Raw genomic sequence first — 13519 nt, 5'->3', positions numbered from 1 at the left:
GTGGGGGAGAGGGAGGGAGCGGGATCAGTTCTCGGAGTCATCACGGATATCTCCTGCCGCAGTGGAAGGACGCGGCGTGTGGCGCACATTGGCCGCGGACAGATAGAGGGCGTTCTTGAGCTGGAAGGCCGTCATCCGCGGATGCGCGGACAGGACGCGGGCGCAGAGCCCGGCGACGTACGGCGTGGCGAAGCTGTTCCCCGTGGTGCGGATCGTCCGGCCGCCCAGCCACGGCACGGTCACGTTCTGGCCGGGACCGAAGAACTCCACCGGGGGCTCCGGGTTGTACAGGTGCAGTTCGGGGTCGTCCTCCTGGTGGCTGCCCACCGAGATCACCGACGCGAACCGCCAGGGGAAGCTCTCCACCGGGGTGTTGTGGGCCGAGGCGACGATCACCGTACGGGCGAAGTAGGCGCTGTCGGCCAGGCTGTGCAGCTCCTGCGCGAACTGTGTGCGGGTCGTCGACAGGCTGAGGTTGACCACGTCGAAGCCCTGCTCCACCGCCCAGCGCAGCCCGGCCATCAGGACGTCGCCGGTGCCGGAGAACCGCTCCCCGAGCACCCGCACGCTGTGGATCTCGCACTCCGGGGCGGTCCGGCGGACGATGCCCGCGCACGCGGTGCCGTGCCCGCAGGTGTCCCCGGTGGTCGTCGGCTCGACCGTGATCTTCCCGCTCTCCTCGTCCTTGACGACCACCCAGGAACCGGCGAGCGGGCCGATCAGCGGATGGTCCCGCTCCACGCCCGAATCCACCACGCACACGCGTACGCCGCGCCCGGTGGCGGGCCCGGCGGGGCGGCCGAGCGGTGGCCCGGGGTCCGCCAGCACCGGTACGTCCTCCGGGCCGCGCCCGCGCAGACTCCAGGTCAGCCCCTGCCCCGGGGCCCCGCGCGCTCCCGGGGCCGTCCGCGGCCGTTCCGGTTCCGTCCGTGGCCGTTCCGGTTCCGTGGTCGTCATCGGTCAGCTCCTCTCCCTCGTCGTGGCCATGGGCCGGGGCGGGTGCGCGAGGAAGCCGGAGACCCGGCGCACCCCCGGCAGGTGCCCCTTGCCCGTGAAGTGCGCCCCGGCCGACCGGGCCGAGGCCCCTGCCTCCGGCCACCGGCCCAGCGCGGCGAGCGTGTGCGCCCGGTCCAGCTCGGCCGTCGCCTGCACCAGCGGGGAGTCCGTGAGCAGCGAGGCCCGGACCGCCAGGTCCGCGTGTTCCGCCGCCTCCTCCGGGCGGTCCCGCACCGTCAGCCGGGCCCGCAGCCCCGCCAGGTCCACCGCGTCCGCACGGCTCAGCCCCGAGGTGTCGCCGACGCCCGCCAGCCGGGCGGCCGCCGAGGCCTCCCGGCCCGCGTCCAGCTCCAGGCGGGCCGCGTCCAGCGCCACCGCCGTCCGCATCCCGGCCGCCCCCGTGCGCCGGGCCGCCGCGTCCGCCCGGCCCAGCAGGTCCAGGGCCTCCGTCCCGTTGCCGAGCAGCCCCTCCACCGTCGCCCGGAACACCGGGAGGAAGACCTCCGCCTCGGCGAACCCCAGCTTCCCGGCCAGCCGTTCCGCCTCGGCCAGGCAGCGGTACGCCTCGTCGGGCCGCTCCTGGAGCGCGTACAGCACCGCCAGCGGGCAGTTGAGGGTGACCCGGACCGTGGGCCGGCCCGCCCCGTGTGCGGAGAGCAGCGACCGGCAGCGGACCACCGCGTCGGGCACCGGAACCGGCCCCCGCCACAGGGAGACGCCGATCGCGCCGAGCGCCCCGGCCCGCTCCGGCTCCGCACCGGCCAGCACCGCGTGCTCCAGGGCCCGCGCCTGGTCCCGCTCCGCCTCCTCGTGCCGCCCGGACCGCTGGAACTGCTGGGAGAGCCGCAGATGGGCCCGCGCCCGGCCGGCCGAGTCCCCGGCCGCCTCGAACACCGGCAGCACGGCCCGGGCTACGGCGGCGGGGCCGGGACCCGGGCCGCCCGGGTCCAGCACCGCGAGCGCGAGGCGGGCATGCGCGGCCTCCACCGGGTCGGAGCCCGAGTCCCTTACGAGGCGCAGCAGTTCGGCCCCCTCCCCGGTGCGGCCCAGCGCCACCCGTACCTCGCCGAGCCGCCGCGTCGCCGCCGGATCCCCGGGGCACAGGTCCACCGCCCGCTCCAGCAGGCCGTGCGCCCAGTGCAGGTCGGACCGGGCGGCGGCCTGCGCCCCGGCCCGGCCCAGCGCGGCGGCGGCCCGCTCGCGCAGCCGCCGGGCCGGATCGTCCAGCAGGCCCAGCTCCGCGCGATAGCGGTAGGCGCGCTCCAGATGGCCGCCGACCGCGCCGTCGCCGCTCCGCAGCACGCTGGGCAGCTCCGCCGCCCAGGCATGGCGTTCCGCCTTGGCCCGCTTGGACAGCGAGGCGTAGGCGACCTCGTGCACCAGGCCGCTGCTGAACCGGTACGGTGCCGACTCCCGGGCCCCCGGGGCCCCCGACTCCACCAGGCGGCGCCGGCCCAGCACCGCCAACGCCTCCTCGACGCGCCGCCGGTGCTCCGGGGCCGCCCCGGCCGCGCCCGTCGCCCCGGCGAGCTGCCCGGCGTCGTGGCCCTCCCCGGCCCGTAGCGACAGCTCCAGCCGGACCAGCTCCGGTGCGGTGAACTCCCGGCCGATCACCGCGGCCAGGTCCACCACCCCGCGCTCCGCCCGGGCCAGGGCCCCGATGCGCGCTCCCAGCAGGGCCTGGAGCGTGGGCGGCAGATCCTCCTCGGCGGCCGGTTCCCCCGGCCGGCCGGCGACCGCCGGGTCCGCCCGGTCGCCGATCAACAGCTGTTCCAGGTAGAGCGGATTTCCCCCGGCCCGCGCCAGGAGCCGGTCGTCCACCGGGGCCGGCCCGGCGTCCGGCCCCGCGAGACCGGCGGCGAGCCGCGCCGCCTCCGCGGGCGGCAGGCCGGTCAGCTGGAGGCGCCCCGCACCGGCGGAGGGCCCGCCCCCCTCGGCTCCCTCGCCCGGTCCGCCCGGTCCGCCCGGCCCCTCCGGACTCTCCGGTCCGTCGGGCCGCCCGGCGCAGAGCACCAGTACCCCCGCGCACCGTGAGCCGTCCGTCAGCCGGTGCACCGTGCGGACCAGCAGCGGGGCCGCCGCGTGCCAGTCGTCCAGCACCAGGACGACCGGGCGGGTCCGGGCGGCCCGCTCCAGGACCGCCGTCAGGGCCGCGCACATGTCCTCGAAGGGCGCGTTCGGCGTGCCGTCGCGCAGCAGTCCCCCGGACAGCAGGGCCATCGCGTCGTCGACCGCGAGACCACCGGCCGCGTCCTTCCCGTCGTCCGCGGGACCGGGCACCCGACCGGACTCAGGCCCGGACTCAGGACCGGAATCAGGCGCGGGACCGGCCCCGGACGTGGGCGCGGGCCCCGCCGCCACCAGCGCGCGCACCGCGTCGGCCAGCGGGGCGAGGGTGCCGTGGTCTCCGTAACTGCGGCACCGACCCGCGCCGTACGTGAGCGCGCCGGCCGCCGACCGCCGCGCCAGCCACTCCCGCACCAGCCGGGTCTTGCCGATGCCCGCCTCCCCGGTGACCCGCAGCAGCCCGGCCCCGCCGCCGCCAACGGCATCCTCCAGGGCGGCGTCCAGCGCCCGCCGTTCGGCGTCGCGGCCGACGAACGGCACGTCGAAGCGGCGCAGCAGCTCGGGGTCGTCCGCGCCCAGCGCCAGCAGCCGGTGGGCCTCCACGCTGTCCCGCTTGCCCTTCAGCCGCAGCGGCCCGGTGGGTTCGGCCCGCACCGTCGGGCCGGCGGCGAGCAGGGTCTCCGGGCCGATCAGGATCTCGCCGGGGCCCGCGTTCTGCTCCAGCCGGGCGGCGATGTTGACGGTCTCCCCGGAGACCAGGGCCTGCCGGGCGGTCGTGTCCGAACCCGCCACCACCTGACCGGTGTTGACGCCGATCCGGGTGGTCAGCTCGATGCCCAGGGTGGCGTTCAGCTCCTCGTTCAGCCGGGCCAGCGCCCGGCGCATCCCGAGCGCCGCCGCCAGCGCCCGGCGGGCGTCGTCGTCACGGACCACCGGTACCCCGAACACCGCCATCACCGCGTCCCCGATGAACTTCTCCGGGGTGCCGCCCCGCGCCACGATCTCCGCGCTCATCGCCTCGAAGTACCGCAGGGTCACCCCGCGCAGCGTCTCCGGGTCGAGCACCCCCGACAGCGCGGTGGACCCGACGAGATCGCAGAACAGCACGGTCACCGGCTTGCGTTCGTCACCGGGCGGTGCGGCGGGGGCCGGTCCGGTCCCGGCGGCCCCGGGGGTCGCGCACGGCGTCCCGCAGGACGAACAGAACCGGGCCGTCGGCGGCAGGTCCTGCTGGCACGAGGAGCAGTTCATGGCGGGTCCTTCTCTCCCGGGGGCCGTGCGGTCGGGGGCCGTGCGGTCAGGGGTGGCGGGCGGGCGCACCGGGCGCTCGCGCCCCGGCGGGTACGGGCCCGGCGGCGGTGAACCCGCCGCCGGGCCCGTAACGGTGATCGGTCACCGCCCGCCGGTCAGAACAGGGCGCCGCCGGCGATCTCGCCGTGCGCCTGGACCTCCGGCCCCACGGCGTCCAGCCGGCCCTTGACGTCCAGCAGCAGCGCCAGTTCCTCCGGCGTCAGCCCGCACAGCACCTCGCGCTGCTCCTCGGTGAGCAGGTCCACGGGGAAGCCCGCCTCGTACAACGCGGCGGGCAGCACGGGCCGTTCGCCGTTCTCGGGTGGTCCGGTCATGGTGTGACTCCCATCGGTGGGACGAGTCCGGCCCCCCGCAGCGACGGCGCCGGTGCGGAGCGCCCGAGCCGGACGAACAGCCTGGTGAGCGCGTCGAGGGAGTGCAGTGCGCTGATCGCCACGGCCGCTTCCGGCCCCCGGTCGAGCGGCAGCCGGTCCAGCAGCGCGTACAGCTCGTCCAGGTGCTCCGTGTCGATCACCGAGTGTTCCCGCACGGTCCGCAGCGCGGCGGCGGGGAGCCCGGTCAGCCGGGCGATGCGGCCGGTGAGACCGGGGGCGGGCGCGTAGCCCTCCAGTACGGCGATGTAGCCGAGCAGGGCGACCGGGTGGTGGTGCTCGATCCAGTAGTACTGGGACCCGACGAGCGAGGCGACCAGGGGAGAGGGCAGCGGACCGAGCGCGTCCCCGGGGGTCCCGCCCGCCGCCCGGAGGTCCTCCAGCAGCCAGGCGTCATGGCCCTCCTCCTCCCGGATGTGCTCCTCCAGGTAGGCGGCGAGCGGCTCCGCCAGCGGATCACCGGACGCGGCCAGGGAGCGGGCGCGGTCGAGAGCCAGCTCCATCAGCGGGACCGAGGCGCGGATGACGGCGTGCATCGTGCACAGATACGTCCGGTAGCGAGGCAACAGCCCCTCGGCACGCCACATGTGGTGCGTGGCGTCCCGGAACTCGGGCTCCAGCAGCAGGAGTTTGACCCGCAGCCGGGCTGAGGCCCCGGCGTGCCCGAGCCGCGTACCGTCGGTCGCGGTGCTCATCGGACGTCCTGCCCCTCGGTCTCCGGCAGCGGCGGCCCGCCCGTGACGACCAGGGGCGCGTACGCCGCGCAGCCGTGGCGGCGCACGACGCCCTGCGCGCCCTCCCGGGAGCCGCGCACCGCGGCCGTCAGGTCCAGCAGCGCCCCGGCCGCCCCGCCCGCCACGGCGAGGGCCCCGGCCGCCGCCGCCTCGTCGTCGCCCAGCGCCCGGCAGCCGTCGCAGTAGGAGCCCGTACCGGGGCCGGAGCCGTACCGGGCGGCCAGATGCGTGGGCCCGACCGTGCGGAGCATGCGCAGCACCGGGGATTCCAGCGCCCGGCCGCGTACGGTCGCCCAGTCGTCGACGCCGATGTGCCCGAGGTCCAGGTGGGCCGGGACGGGCCGCTTGTCGACGGTGTCCTGGTTGCAGCAGGCCAGCACGCGGCCGTCGAAGGCGACCACCGGCCAGGCGGCCATCGAGCACGGTGACGCCGCCGCCGGGTCGGGGCCGGTGCGGGCGGGTCTGGCCCAGGAGGCGGCCCGGCCGAACGGCCGCACCTCGTTGACCAGGCAGGGGACCCGGCCGCCGAACTCCTGCTCCACCGCCCGGGTGATGTCGGCGAGATACGGGTCGGACGCGCCGGTCCCGGTGAGGTGGAAGCTCACGGCCACGCCCTCGTCCCGGATCCGGTGCAGGGCGCGGAACACGTCGGCGCGCGGCACTTCGCGCTCGTGGTGGACGTCGAGGGAGGCCGAGAAATGGTCGACGGAGCGGATCGCGCGCAGGATCGCGGGGGGAATCGCGGCGCCTCGTGGGCGCCGGCGGCTCCCGGACCGGGCGAAGAACATGCCGCTGAGCAGCGCGGTACGGGATCCGGCGCGGCGCGCCAGCGTGCTCAGCCGTTCGGCGAGCGCGGGCAGCAGCAGGGGTTCCCCGCCGGTGAGCATGACGATGTCGGGGCGGTTCGCCTCGGTGAACGAGCCGACGAAGTGCTCCAGTTGACCGCCGTCCGGCTCCTCCCGGGTGAACAGGTCCGACCCGGTCGAGCAGTGCGCGCAGCTCAGCGGGCAGCGCCGGGTGAGGCCGAGGAGCAGACCGGCGGCCGGGAAGGGCCGCCGTGCGACGAGTTCGGCGAGTTCCATGCGGGCCGCCTCCTTCGGGGCCGGGGCGCGTCGGGCGCGTACCCAGGCTGCGCGCCACCGGTTCGGGGACGGTCCGGCGGTGCTTCGGGGGCGGTATGGGCCCAGGTCGGGGCGGGGCCCCGGGCCGCCGCCGAGGGCCGCGAACCGGCCTCCGTACGCCGTCAACTGGCCCGATACCGGCGCCATACCGCCGCCGAAGCGATCGCCAGGCGCGGCTTCCTAACTTTCTCGGCAACGGCAGGCACCGGCCGGCCGCACCGGACACCGAGGGGCGATCCCCGACGGAACCCGGCCCCGCTGTGACGAGTGGATGGAGACCACCATGTCCGAGAACACCAAGCCCGCAGCCGGCGACGCCGAGGAGACCCCCGAGGTCGAGGCGCACTCCGTCCTGGACCTCCAGGAGACCGCCAACAACCACGACATCATCGATGTCCCGGGCAACTGCGTCAGCACCGTGAGCCTCGTCCTGGGCTGATCGGACGGACCATCGGCCGTAGCCACGCCCGACGGGCCCCGAGTCCCGCGGCCGTGACGCCGGCCGAAGCCGGGGCGGCCTCCGCGCACCACGGAGGCCGCCCCGTCCCGCGCAGCCGAACGACCACCACCGACGGGAGCCCACGATGGCTGAGCCGCTCCGTTCCAACCGGGATTTCCGGCTGCTCTGGTTGAGCGGCCTCTTCGCCGTTCTGGGCGGCCAGATGAGCGCCATCGCGCTGCCCCTGCTGGTCCTCAAGGAGACCGGCTCCGCCGTGCAGGCCGGCGCCGTGGGAACGGTGGCCGTCTGCGCCGTGCTGATCACGATGCTGCCGGGCGGGGTGATGGCCGACCGGGTCGAACGCCGCCGTCTGATGCGGCTGTGCGACGTGGGCAGCCTGGCGGCCGTCACCGCCCTGGCGATCGCCGTGTGGAACGGGCACGCCCCGATGGTCCTCGTCCTGCTGGTCGCGACCGCCGGCGCCGTGCTGAACAGCGTCTACGCCCCCGCCGCCTTCGGTCTGATGCGCGCGGTCGTGCCGCCGGACCAGATGAGCACGGCGACCGCCCGGCTCCAGGCGCGCACCTCCACGGCCCGGCTGGTCGGCCCGCTGGTCGGCGGCGCGCTGTTCGGCGTGCACGAGGCCCTGCCCTTCACCGCCCAGTTCCTCGGGCTGTTCCTCTCCACCGTGTGTGTGGCGCTCGTGCGGACCCGCTCGGAGGCCAGGACCAGGGCGGGTTCGGTGTTCAGCCGCCGGGAACTCACCGCGGGACTCTCCTTCCTGTGGCAACTGCCCTATCTGCGTACGGTGCTGCTCGTCTTCGGGCTGGGCATGAACTTCTCCTTCGGCGCCCTCACCTTCACGGCGCTCGCGGTCTTCTCCGACGGCGGGCGCTCCGGCCTCGGCGGCGGGTTCGTCATCACCTGCGTCTCGGCGGGAGCCCTCGCCGGTGCGCTGCTCGCGCCCCGGTTCGCGGCGGAGCGCCATGTCCGGACGCTCATCGTCCTCACCTGCTGGAGCTGCGTGGGGACGGCCGCCGTGCTGGCCTGGCTCAGCAGCCCACTGGTGGCCGGACTGCTCTGCGCGCTCTGCATGTGCCTCTCGACGGTCGCCAGCATCGGCTTCCTCTCGACCCTGCTGGTCGTCACTCCCGAGGACCGGATCGGGCGGGTGCAGAGCGCCGCGGGCTTCCTCTCCTCGATGGTCCAGCCGTTCGGACCGCTCGTCGGCGGCTTCCTGCTGACCACGCTGGACAGCAGCGCCGCCTTCGTCGTGATCGGCTGCGTGCTGGCCGTCTCGGCGGCCGTCGTGACGCTCGCCCCCTCCGTCCGCGCCGGGGCGGGCGCCTCCCGGGAGAAGCCGGAGGCGGCGGCCGGGGAGCCGGACAGGGCCGGGACACCGGCGCCGACGGAAGAGACGTCGATGCCGCAGACGCCGCAGACACCCGAAGCGCCGGACCCGGCACCGGCCGGAACCGTCTCCACCCGCCCGGCGACCGTCCCGGAGCGGACCACGGCCGGGCCCGCCCCCGACGCCGCGGGTCCCGGCGCACCCTGAGGAGGAACCCCGTGCCCGGTCTCCAGCAGACCCAGCTCTACTGCCTCGCCGACCGTACGTACTACGAGACCCCCGCCCGGCTGAAGGACGAGAGCAGCCGCTACCCGCTGGACTCCGAGCCGCCGGCCGACGGCTGGCGCCGGGTCGCCGGCGGCCTGTGGACCTCCCTGCTCCCCGAGGGCCGCGAACCGGCCGGGCAGGGCTGGAAGATCCATGTCTCCACCGTCCCGGAGGAGGCCGAGGAGACCCTGCTCGACACCGCCCGGATCTGCCGGGCCCACGGGGTGCCGTTCAAGTTCCTCCGCAGCGAGCGGGCACTCCTGCTGATGTCCGGCAAGTACATGTCCCGGGCGGGCGCCGGGAAGTTCATCACCGTCTACCCGCCGGACGAGACCGTCTTCCTGCGGGTGCTGGACGCGTTGACCCGCGCCCTCGCCGGCCGCCGCGGCCCCTACATCCTCAGCGACCTGCGGATCGGCGACGCCCCGGTGTACATCCGGTACGGGGCGTTCGTCTCCCGCTGGTGCCTCGACGAGAACGGTGAACGGGTGCTGGCCCTGCGCCACCCCACGGGCGAGCTGGTGCCCGACGAGCGCGGGGTGGTGTTCCGGGTCCCGCCGTGGGTCACCGTGCCCGACGAACTGCGCCCGCACCTGGCAGCCCGTGCCGCCGCCGGGGACACCGCGTTCCCCTACGACGTCTCCGAGTCCCTCCAGTTCTCCAACGCGGGCGGCATCTACCTGGCCCGGCACCGGGAGACCGGCCGGCAGGTGGTGCTCCGCGAGGCCCGGCCGCACAGCGGGCTGGACGAGGCGGGCGACGACGCGGTGACGCGGCTGCACCGCGAGCACCGGGCCCTGACCGCGCTGGCCGGGCTGGACTGCGTTCCCGAGGTGTACGGCGTACGGACCGTGTGGGAGCACCACTTCCTGATCGAGGAGCACATCGAGGGCACCACCCTCCTGGAGGAGATCGTCGGCCGCTTCGCCCTGCTCCACAGCACCGGCACGGCCGCCGAACTCGCCCCGTACATCGCCTGGGTGGAGTCGGTGACCGAGCGGCTGACCGCGGCGCTGGCCGCCGTCCACGGGCGCGGTCTGCGCTTCGGCGACCTCCACCCCTCCAACATCATCATCCGCCCCGACGGCCGCGTGGCCCTGATCGACTTCGAGTACGCCACGGCCCTGGACGACCGGGACACCCCGGTGGCGGGCGCCCCTGGGCTCCAGGCGCCCGCCGGGACCATCGGCGCGGAGGCCGACACCTACGCGCTCTGGGCGACCTGGCTCTACATGCTGATGCCCATCATGGAGATGGCCGGCCACGACCGGGCCAAGGCCCTGACCCTGGAACGGTGGGCCCGCCGGAGGTACGGCCTCGACGCCGGAGCGGGACCGCGCCGGCCCGCGGCGCTGCGGGCGGCGGAGAGCACCGACGGCCGCGAGAGGGAGACCGCCGCGCTGCTCGAAGGACCCGGGCCGGACTGGGCCGGGCTGCGGGACCGGCTGCTGCGGGGCATCCACGCGGGGGCGACGCCCGAGCGCACCGATCGCCTCTTCCCCGGGGACCCCAAGGTCTTCTCGAACGGCGGGAGCGACGTCGCGCACGGGGCGGCCGGGGTGCTCCACGCCCTGCACCGCACGGGCGCCCCGGTGCCGCGCGTCTGGACCGACTGGCTCGCCGACACGGCCCGGCGACAGGACCCCGCGTCACCGGGCGGCCTCTACGGCGGGCTGCCGGGCACGGCGGTGGTGCTGTCCGCGCTGGGCCGCCGGGAGGAGGGCCGGGAACTCTACGAACGGTCCGCCGCCGCGCCCCCGTCCGCCTCGGCCGACCTGATGAACGGCCGCGCGGGCATCGCGCTCGCCGCGCTGCGCCTGGCCCGGCCGGACCGCGCTGAGGACGGATCGCCCGAAGCCAAGATCGACCACGACCTCATCGACGCCGCGGCCCGCACCGCCCACGACCTGGACCGGCTGGTGCGGGGCGAGTCCGTGCCGGGGCTGCGCGCACCCGCGTCGGCGGGGCTGCTGCGCGGGCTGAGCGGTGCGGCCCTGCTCCACCTCGAACTGCACGCCCTGACCGGCGACGAGCAGTTCCTGGCGGCCGCGGGCCGGGCCCTGGCGGCGGAGGCGGCCCACTGCGTGACCATGCCGGACGGCACCGTCCAGGTGAAGGACGGCCGGCGGCACTTCCTCTACCTGGACCAGGGGAGCGGTGGCTTCGCCCTGGTGGCCCGGGCCTATCTGGCCCGCCGCGACTCCCCGGATCCAGCGTCGCGTCCGCCGGGGTTCGCCCCGCCGCGACGCCCGGAACCCACGCTCGTCGCACCCGCCGAAAGCCCGAGTACGTCCGTTACGGGGGCTTCCGGCCGGTACGCCGAGAGCACGCACCCGACGCCGCTCCTCACCGGGCGAACCCTGGCCGACGCGGCACTGGCCGCCCTGCTGCCCGGGGTGGCCAGGGGCTGCGCCTTCGAATTCGTCCGCGAGCCGGGCCTGTTCACCGGCCGGGCGGGGCTCATGGCCGTGGCGGGCGCCCTGTCGCCGGACGGCCGCACGGCCCCCGGGGTCCTGGCCTCCGTACGCAACCTGTCCTGGCACCTGGTCGCCGACGAGGACCGGCTGCTCGTCCCGGGGGCGGGGCTGCTGCGCTGCTCCGCCGACCTGGCCACCGGGGCGGCCGGTCTGCTGATGTCCCTGCACTTCCTGGCCGGCGCGGAAGCCGACGGACCCTCCTGGGGGACCCCCGCCGGCGACCGGCCGCACGAGCTGCTGGAGCTGCTCACCCTGGGATGAGGGCGGAATCCTCCACGCCCGGCCGGTCCGGAGCCTGCCGCCCGGCCGGAACTCCCCGGCGGCCGGTGGTCTCCCGCCCGGCCGGTACTGCCCGGCGGCCGGGGGTCTCCCGCTCGGCCGGCACTCCAGCGAGGTCCGAAGCCTCTCGCTCGCGGGCGTACAGGCCGAGCAGCCTCGGCACCTCGTACAGCGCGGCGTGCGCGGTGACCTCCCCGGCGGGAGAGGTCACCGCACCGGCGTCGATCAGCGACTCGACGGCCCGGATCGCCGCCCGCTCCCCGCAGCCGAGCGCCGCCGTGGCCCGGTCCAGGGTGAAGCCCCCGTCCTCGGCGAACCCCGCCAGCCGCCCCAGCACCCACCGGTCGCCGTCCGCGAGATCCCGCCAGCCGGACGCGATCCGATCCCGTACGGAGACGTCCCCGGCGACCAGTTCGTCCAGCGCGGCCGACGGGTCGCCGAGCCGGGCCGCGTACTCCGCCAGCGGCAGATGCCGCAGCACCGCCAGCCGCATCCCGCTCACCTCCACCGCGAGCGGCAGCGCCCCGCAGGCCCGGACGATCCGTAACGCCGCCCCCGGGTCGGTCCGCAGCCGCCCGGCCCCGATCAGCTTCCCCAGCAGTTCCAGCGCCTCACCGTCCGCCAGCGCGGGCAACGCGATCCGGTGCACCGGGGCGAGACCCGCCAACTGCCCCCGGGCGGTGACCAGTACGGAGCACTTCCCGGACCGGGGCAGCAGCCCCCGTACGGCCGCCTCGTCCGGCACGCCGTCCAGGACGACCAGCGCCCGGTGCCGGGCCAGCCACCCCTGCCAGGCGTCCGCGAGGGCCGCTGTCGCGCGGGCATCCGCCGGCCCGTCCTCCGGCTGTGCGGGGGCGGATCCCGCCACCCCGCACAGCCGCCCCAGCTCCGCCAGGACCTCCGTCCGGCTCCGCGCCGTACCGTCCTCCCGGCGCACCCGGACATGGACGCGTCCGTCGGGGAAGCGGTCGGCGAGCAGATGCGCCGCCCGGACCGCGAGCGCCGACTTCCCCGCCCCGGCCGGGCCCGAGACGACGACCACCCGCTCCTCGCCGCCGCCCAGCACGTCGAGCAGGTCCCGCAGCTCGTCGCGGCGGCCGGTGAAGGCACCCGTACAGGCGGGCAGCGCCCCCGCGCTCCCCGCCTCCCGGGCGGCGGCGGGCCGCCGGGCCTCGCGCCCCCGGCCGAGCATCGAGCGGTACTGCGCCGCCATCGCCGGGCTCGGCTCCAGCCCCAGCTCCCGCGACATCAGCTGCCGGTAGTCGTCGTACACCGCGAGCGCCTCGGCCTGCCGGCCCGACTGGTGCAGGGAGGTCATCCAGGCGGCCCGGAGCCGCTCCCGCAGCGGATGGCGCTCCACCAGATCCCGCAGCCCGTCCACCGCGACGGCGGCCCGGCCCAGCTCGATCTCGGTCTCCGCCCAGTCCTCGAACACCGTCAGACAGCGGGCCTCCAGCCGGTCGGCCTCCTCGGCGACCCCGACGGAGTCCCGCAGATCGTTCAGCGGCGGCCCCTCCCACAGGTCCAGGGCCTCACGCAGCAGCCGGGCCGCGCCGGGCAGATCGCCCCGCCCGGCCGCCGCCCGCCCCGCACGGGCCAGCGCCCCGAACCGCAGGGTGTCCAGCTCACCCTCCGCGATGCGCAGGAGGTAGCCCCCGCAGCCGTGCACCACCCGGTCCCGGCCCCCGTCCCCGGCGGGCCCCAGGAGGGTGCGGGCGGCACTGACGTAGACCTGGAGGTTCTTGCGGGCGGTACGGGGCGGGTCGTCCGGCCACACCGCGTCGGTCAGCACGCCGACCGGTACGGGGGTGTTGGGGCGGGCCAGCAGCGTGGCGAGGACCAGGCGCTGCTTTCGCGGGCCGAGCGGCAGCTCACGGCCGTCCAGCCGGGCCGTGAGCGGGCCGAGCAGGGAGACGTACACCGCACCTGCAAAACCGGTACGGGCGGGAGGTCGGGTCATCAGCGGGCCTCCGGAACGGGGACGGGCGGCGGACTGGGCCGTACGTACGCCCCGATCCTGCTGCCGCCCCGGCCCCCGCACATCGGGGCCCCGCACGCATTTTCCGCCCGGCCACCCGACCGAAACCGCCCGGCGCCCCCATGTTG

Annotated in this window: 9 protein-coding genes; 3 read left to right on the top strand and 6 right to left on the bottom strand. The window is 76.3% G+C overall.

The features are described from left to right. Positions 1 to 24: 24 nt before the first annotated feature. From HET64_RS27500 to HET64_RS27480, 5 genes are all read right to left on the bottom strand, one after another. Positions 25 to 957: a S8 family serine peptidase gene (locus HET64_RS27500; RefSeq protein WP_215109848.1), complete on the bottom strand. Its 933-nt coding sequence runs from the start codon at positions 955 to 957 to the stop codon at positions 25 to 27. A gap of 3 nt (positions 958 to 960) precedes the next feature. After that, positions 961 to 4314, bottom strand: a complete 3354-nt coding sequence (locus HET64_RS27495; protein ID WP_215109847.1) for an adenylate/guanylate cyclase domain-containing protein — start codon at positions 4312 to 4314, stop codon at positions 961 to 963. A 155-nt stretch (positions 4315 to 4469) separates the two neighbouring features. Continuing rightward, positions 4470 to 4688, bottom strand: a complete 219-nt coding sequence (locus HET64_RS27490; protein WP_003969047.1) for an aroma-sacti cluster domain-containing protein — start codon at positions 4686 to 4688, stop codon at positions 4470 to 4472. Continuing rightward, a complete protein-coding gene (locus HET64_RS27485; protein WP_215109846.1) occupies positions 4685 to 5440 on the bottom strand; it encodes an iron-containing redox enzyme family protein in 756 nt (251 codons plus the stop codon). Before HET64_RS27485 ends, HET64_RS27490 begins: the two co-directional genes overlap by 4 nt. Further along, positions 5437 to 6561 (bottom strand): radical SAM protein, encoded by a 1125-nt coding sequence (locus HET64_RS27480; protein WP_215109845.1) that lies wholly within the window; start codon positions 6559 to 6561, stop codon positions 5437 to 5439. Before HET64_RS27480 ends, HET64_RS27485 begins: the two co-directional genes overlap by 4 nt. 322 nt (positions 6562 to 6883) lie before the next feature. Here HET64_RS27480 and HET64_RS27475 point away from each other — a divergent pair, with 322 nt between their 5' ends. The 3 genes from HET64_RS27475 to lanKC all read left to right on the top strand — a co-directional run bounded on the left by HET64_RS27475 (position 6884) and on the right by lanKC (position 11395). Next, the gene (locus HET64_RS27475) at positions 6884 to 7039 is read left to right on the top strand and encodes a hypothetical protein (RefSeq protein WP_215109850.1); all 156 of its coding nucleotides are present in this window, start codon (positions 6884 to 6886) and stop codon (positions 7037 to 7039) included. A 145-nt stretch (positions 7040 to 7184) separates the two neighbouring features. Beyond that, complete coding sequence (locus HET64_RS27470; RefSeq protein ID WP_215109844.1) at positions 7185 to 8597, top strand: MFS transporter; 1413 nt, start codon at positions 7185 to 7187, stop codon at positions 8595 to 8597. 11 nt (positions 8598 to 8608) lie between these two features. Further along, positions 8609 to 11395, top strand: a complete 2787-nt coding sequence (gene lanKC, locus HET64_RS27465; RefSeq protein ID WP_215109843.1) for a class III lanthionine synthetase LanKC — start codon at positions 8609 to 8611, stop codon at positions 11393 to 11395. Here the strand turns inward: lanKC and HET64_RS27460 are convergent. Next, entirely contained in the window at positions 11382 to 13373 is a 1992-nt protein-coding gene (locus HET64_RS27460; RefSeq protein WP_251145949.1) for an AfsR/SARP family transcriptional regulator, read from the bottom strand. The genes lanKC and HET64_RS27460 overlap by 14 nt on opposite strands. Positions 13374 to 13519 lie beyond the last annotated feature (146 nt).

Source organism: Streptomyces sp. McG3, assembly GCF_018619185.1.
GTDB lineage: Bacteria > Actinomycetota > Actinomycetes > Streptomycetales > Streptomycetaceae > Streptomyces.
The sequence above is the reverse complement of the archived record's forward strand: the minus strand, read 5'-3'. Positions and strand labels throughout refer to the sequence as shown.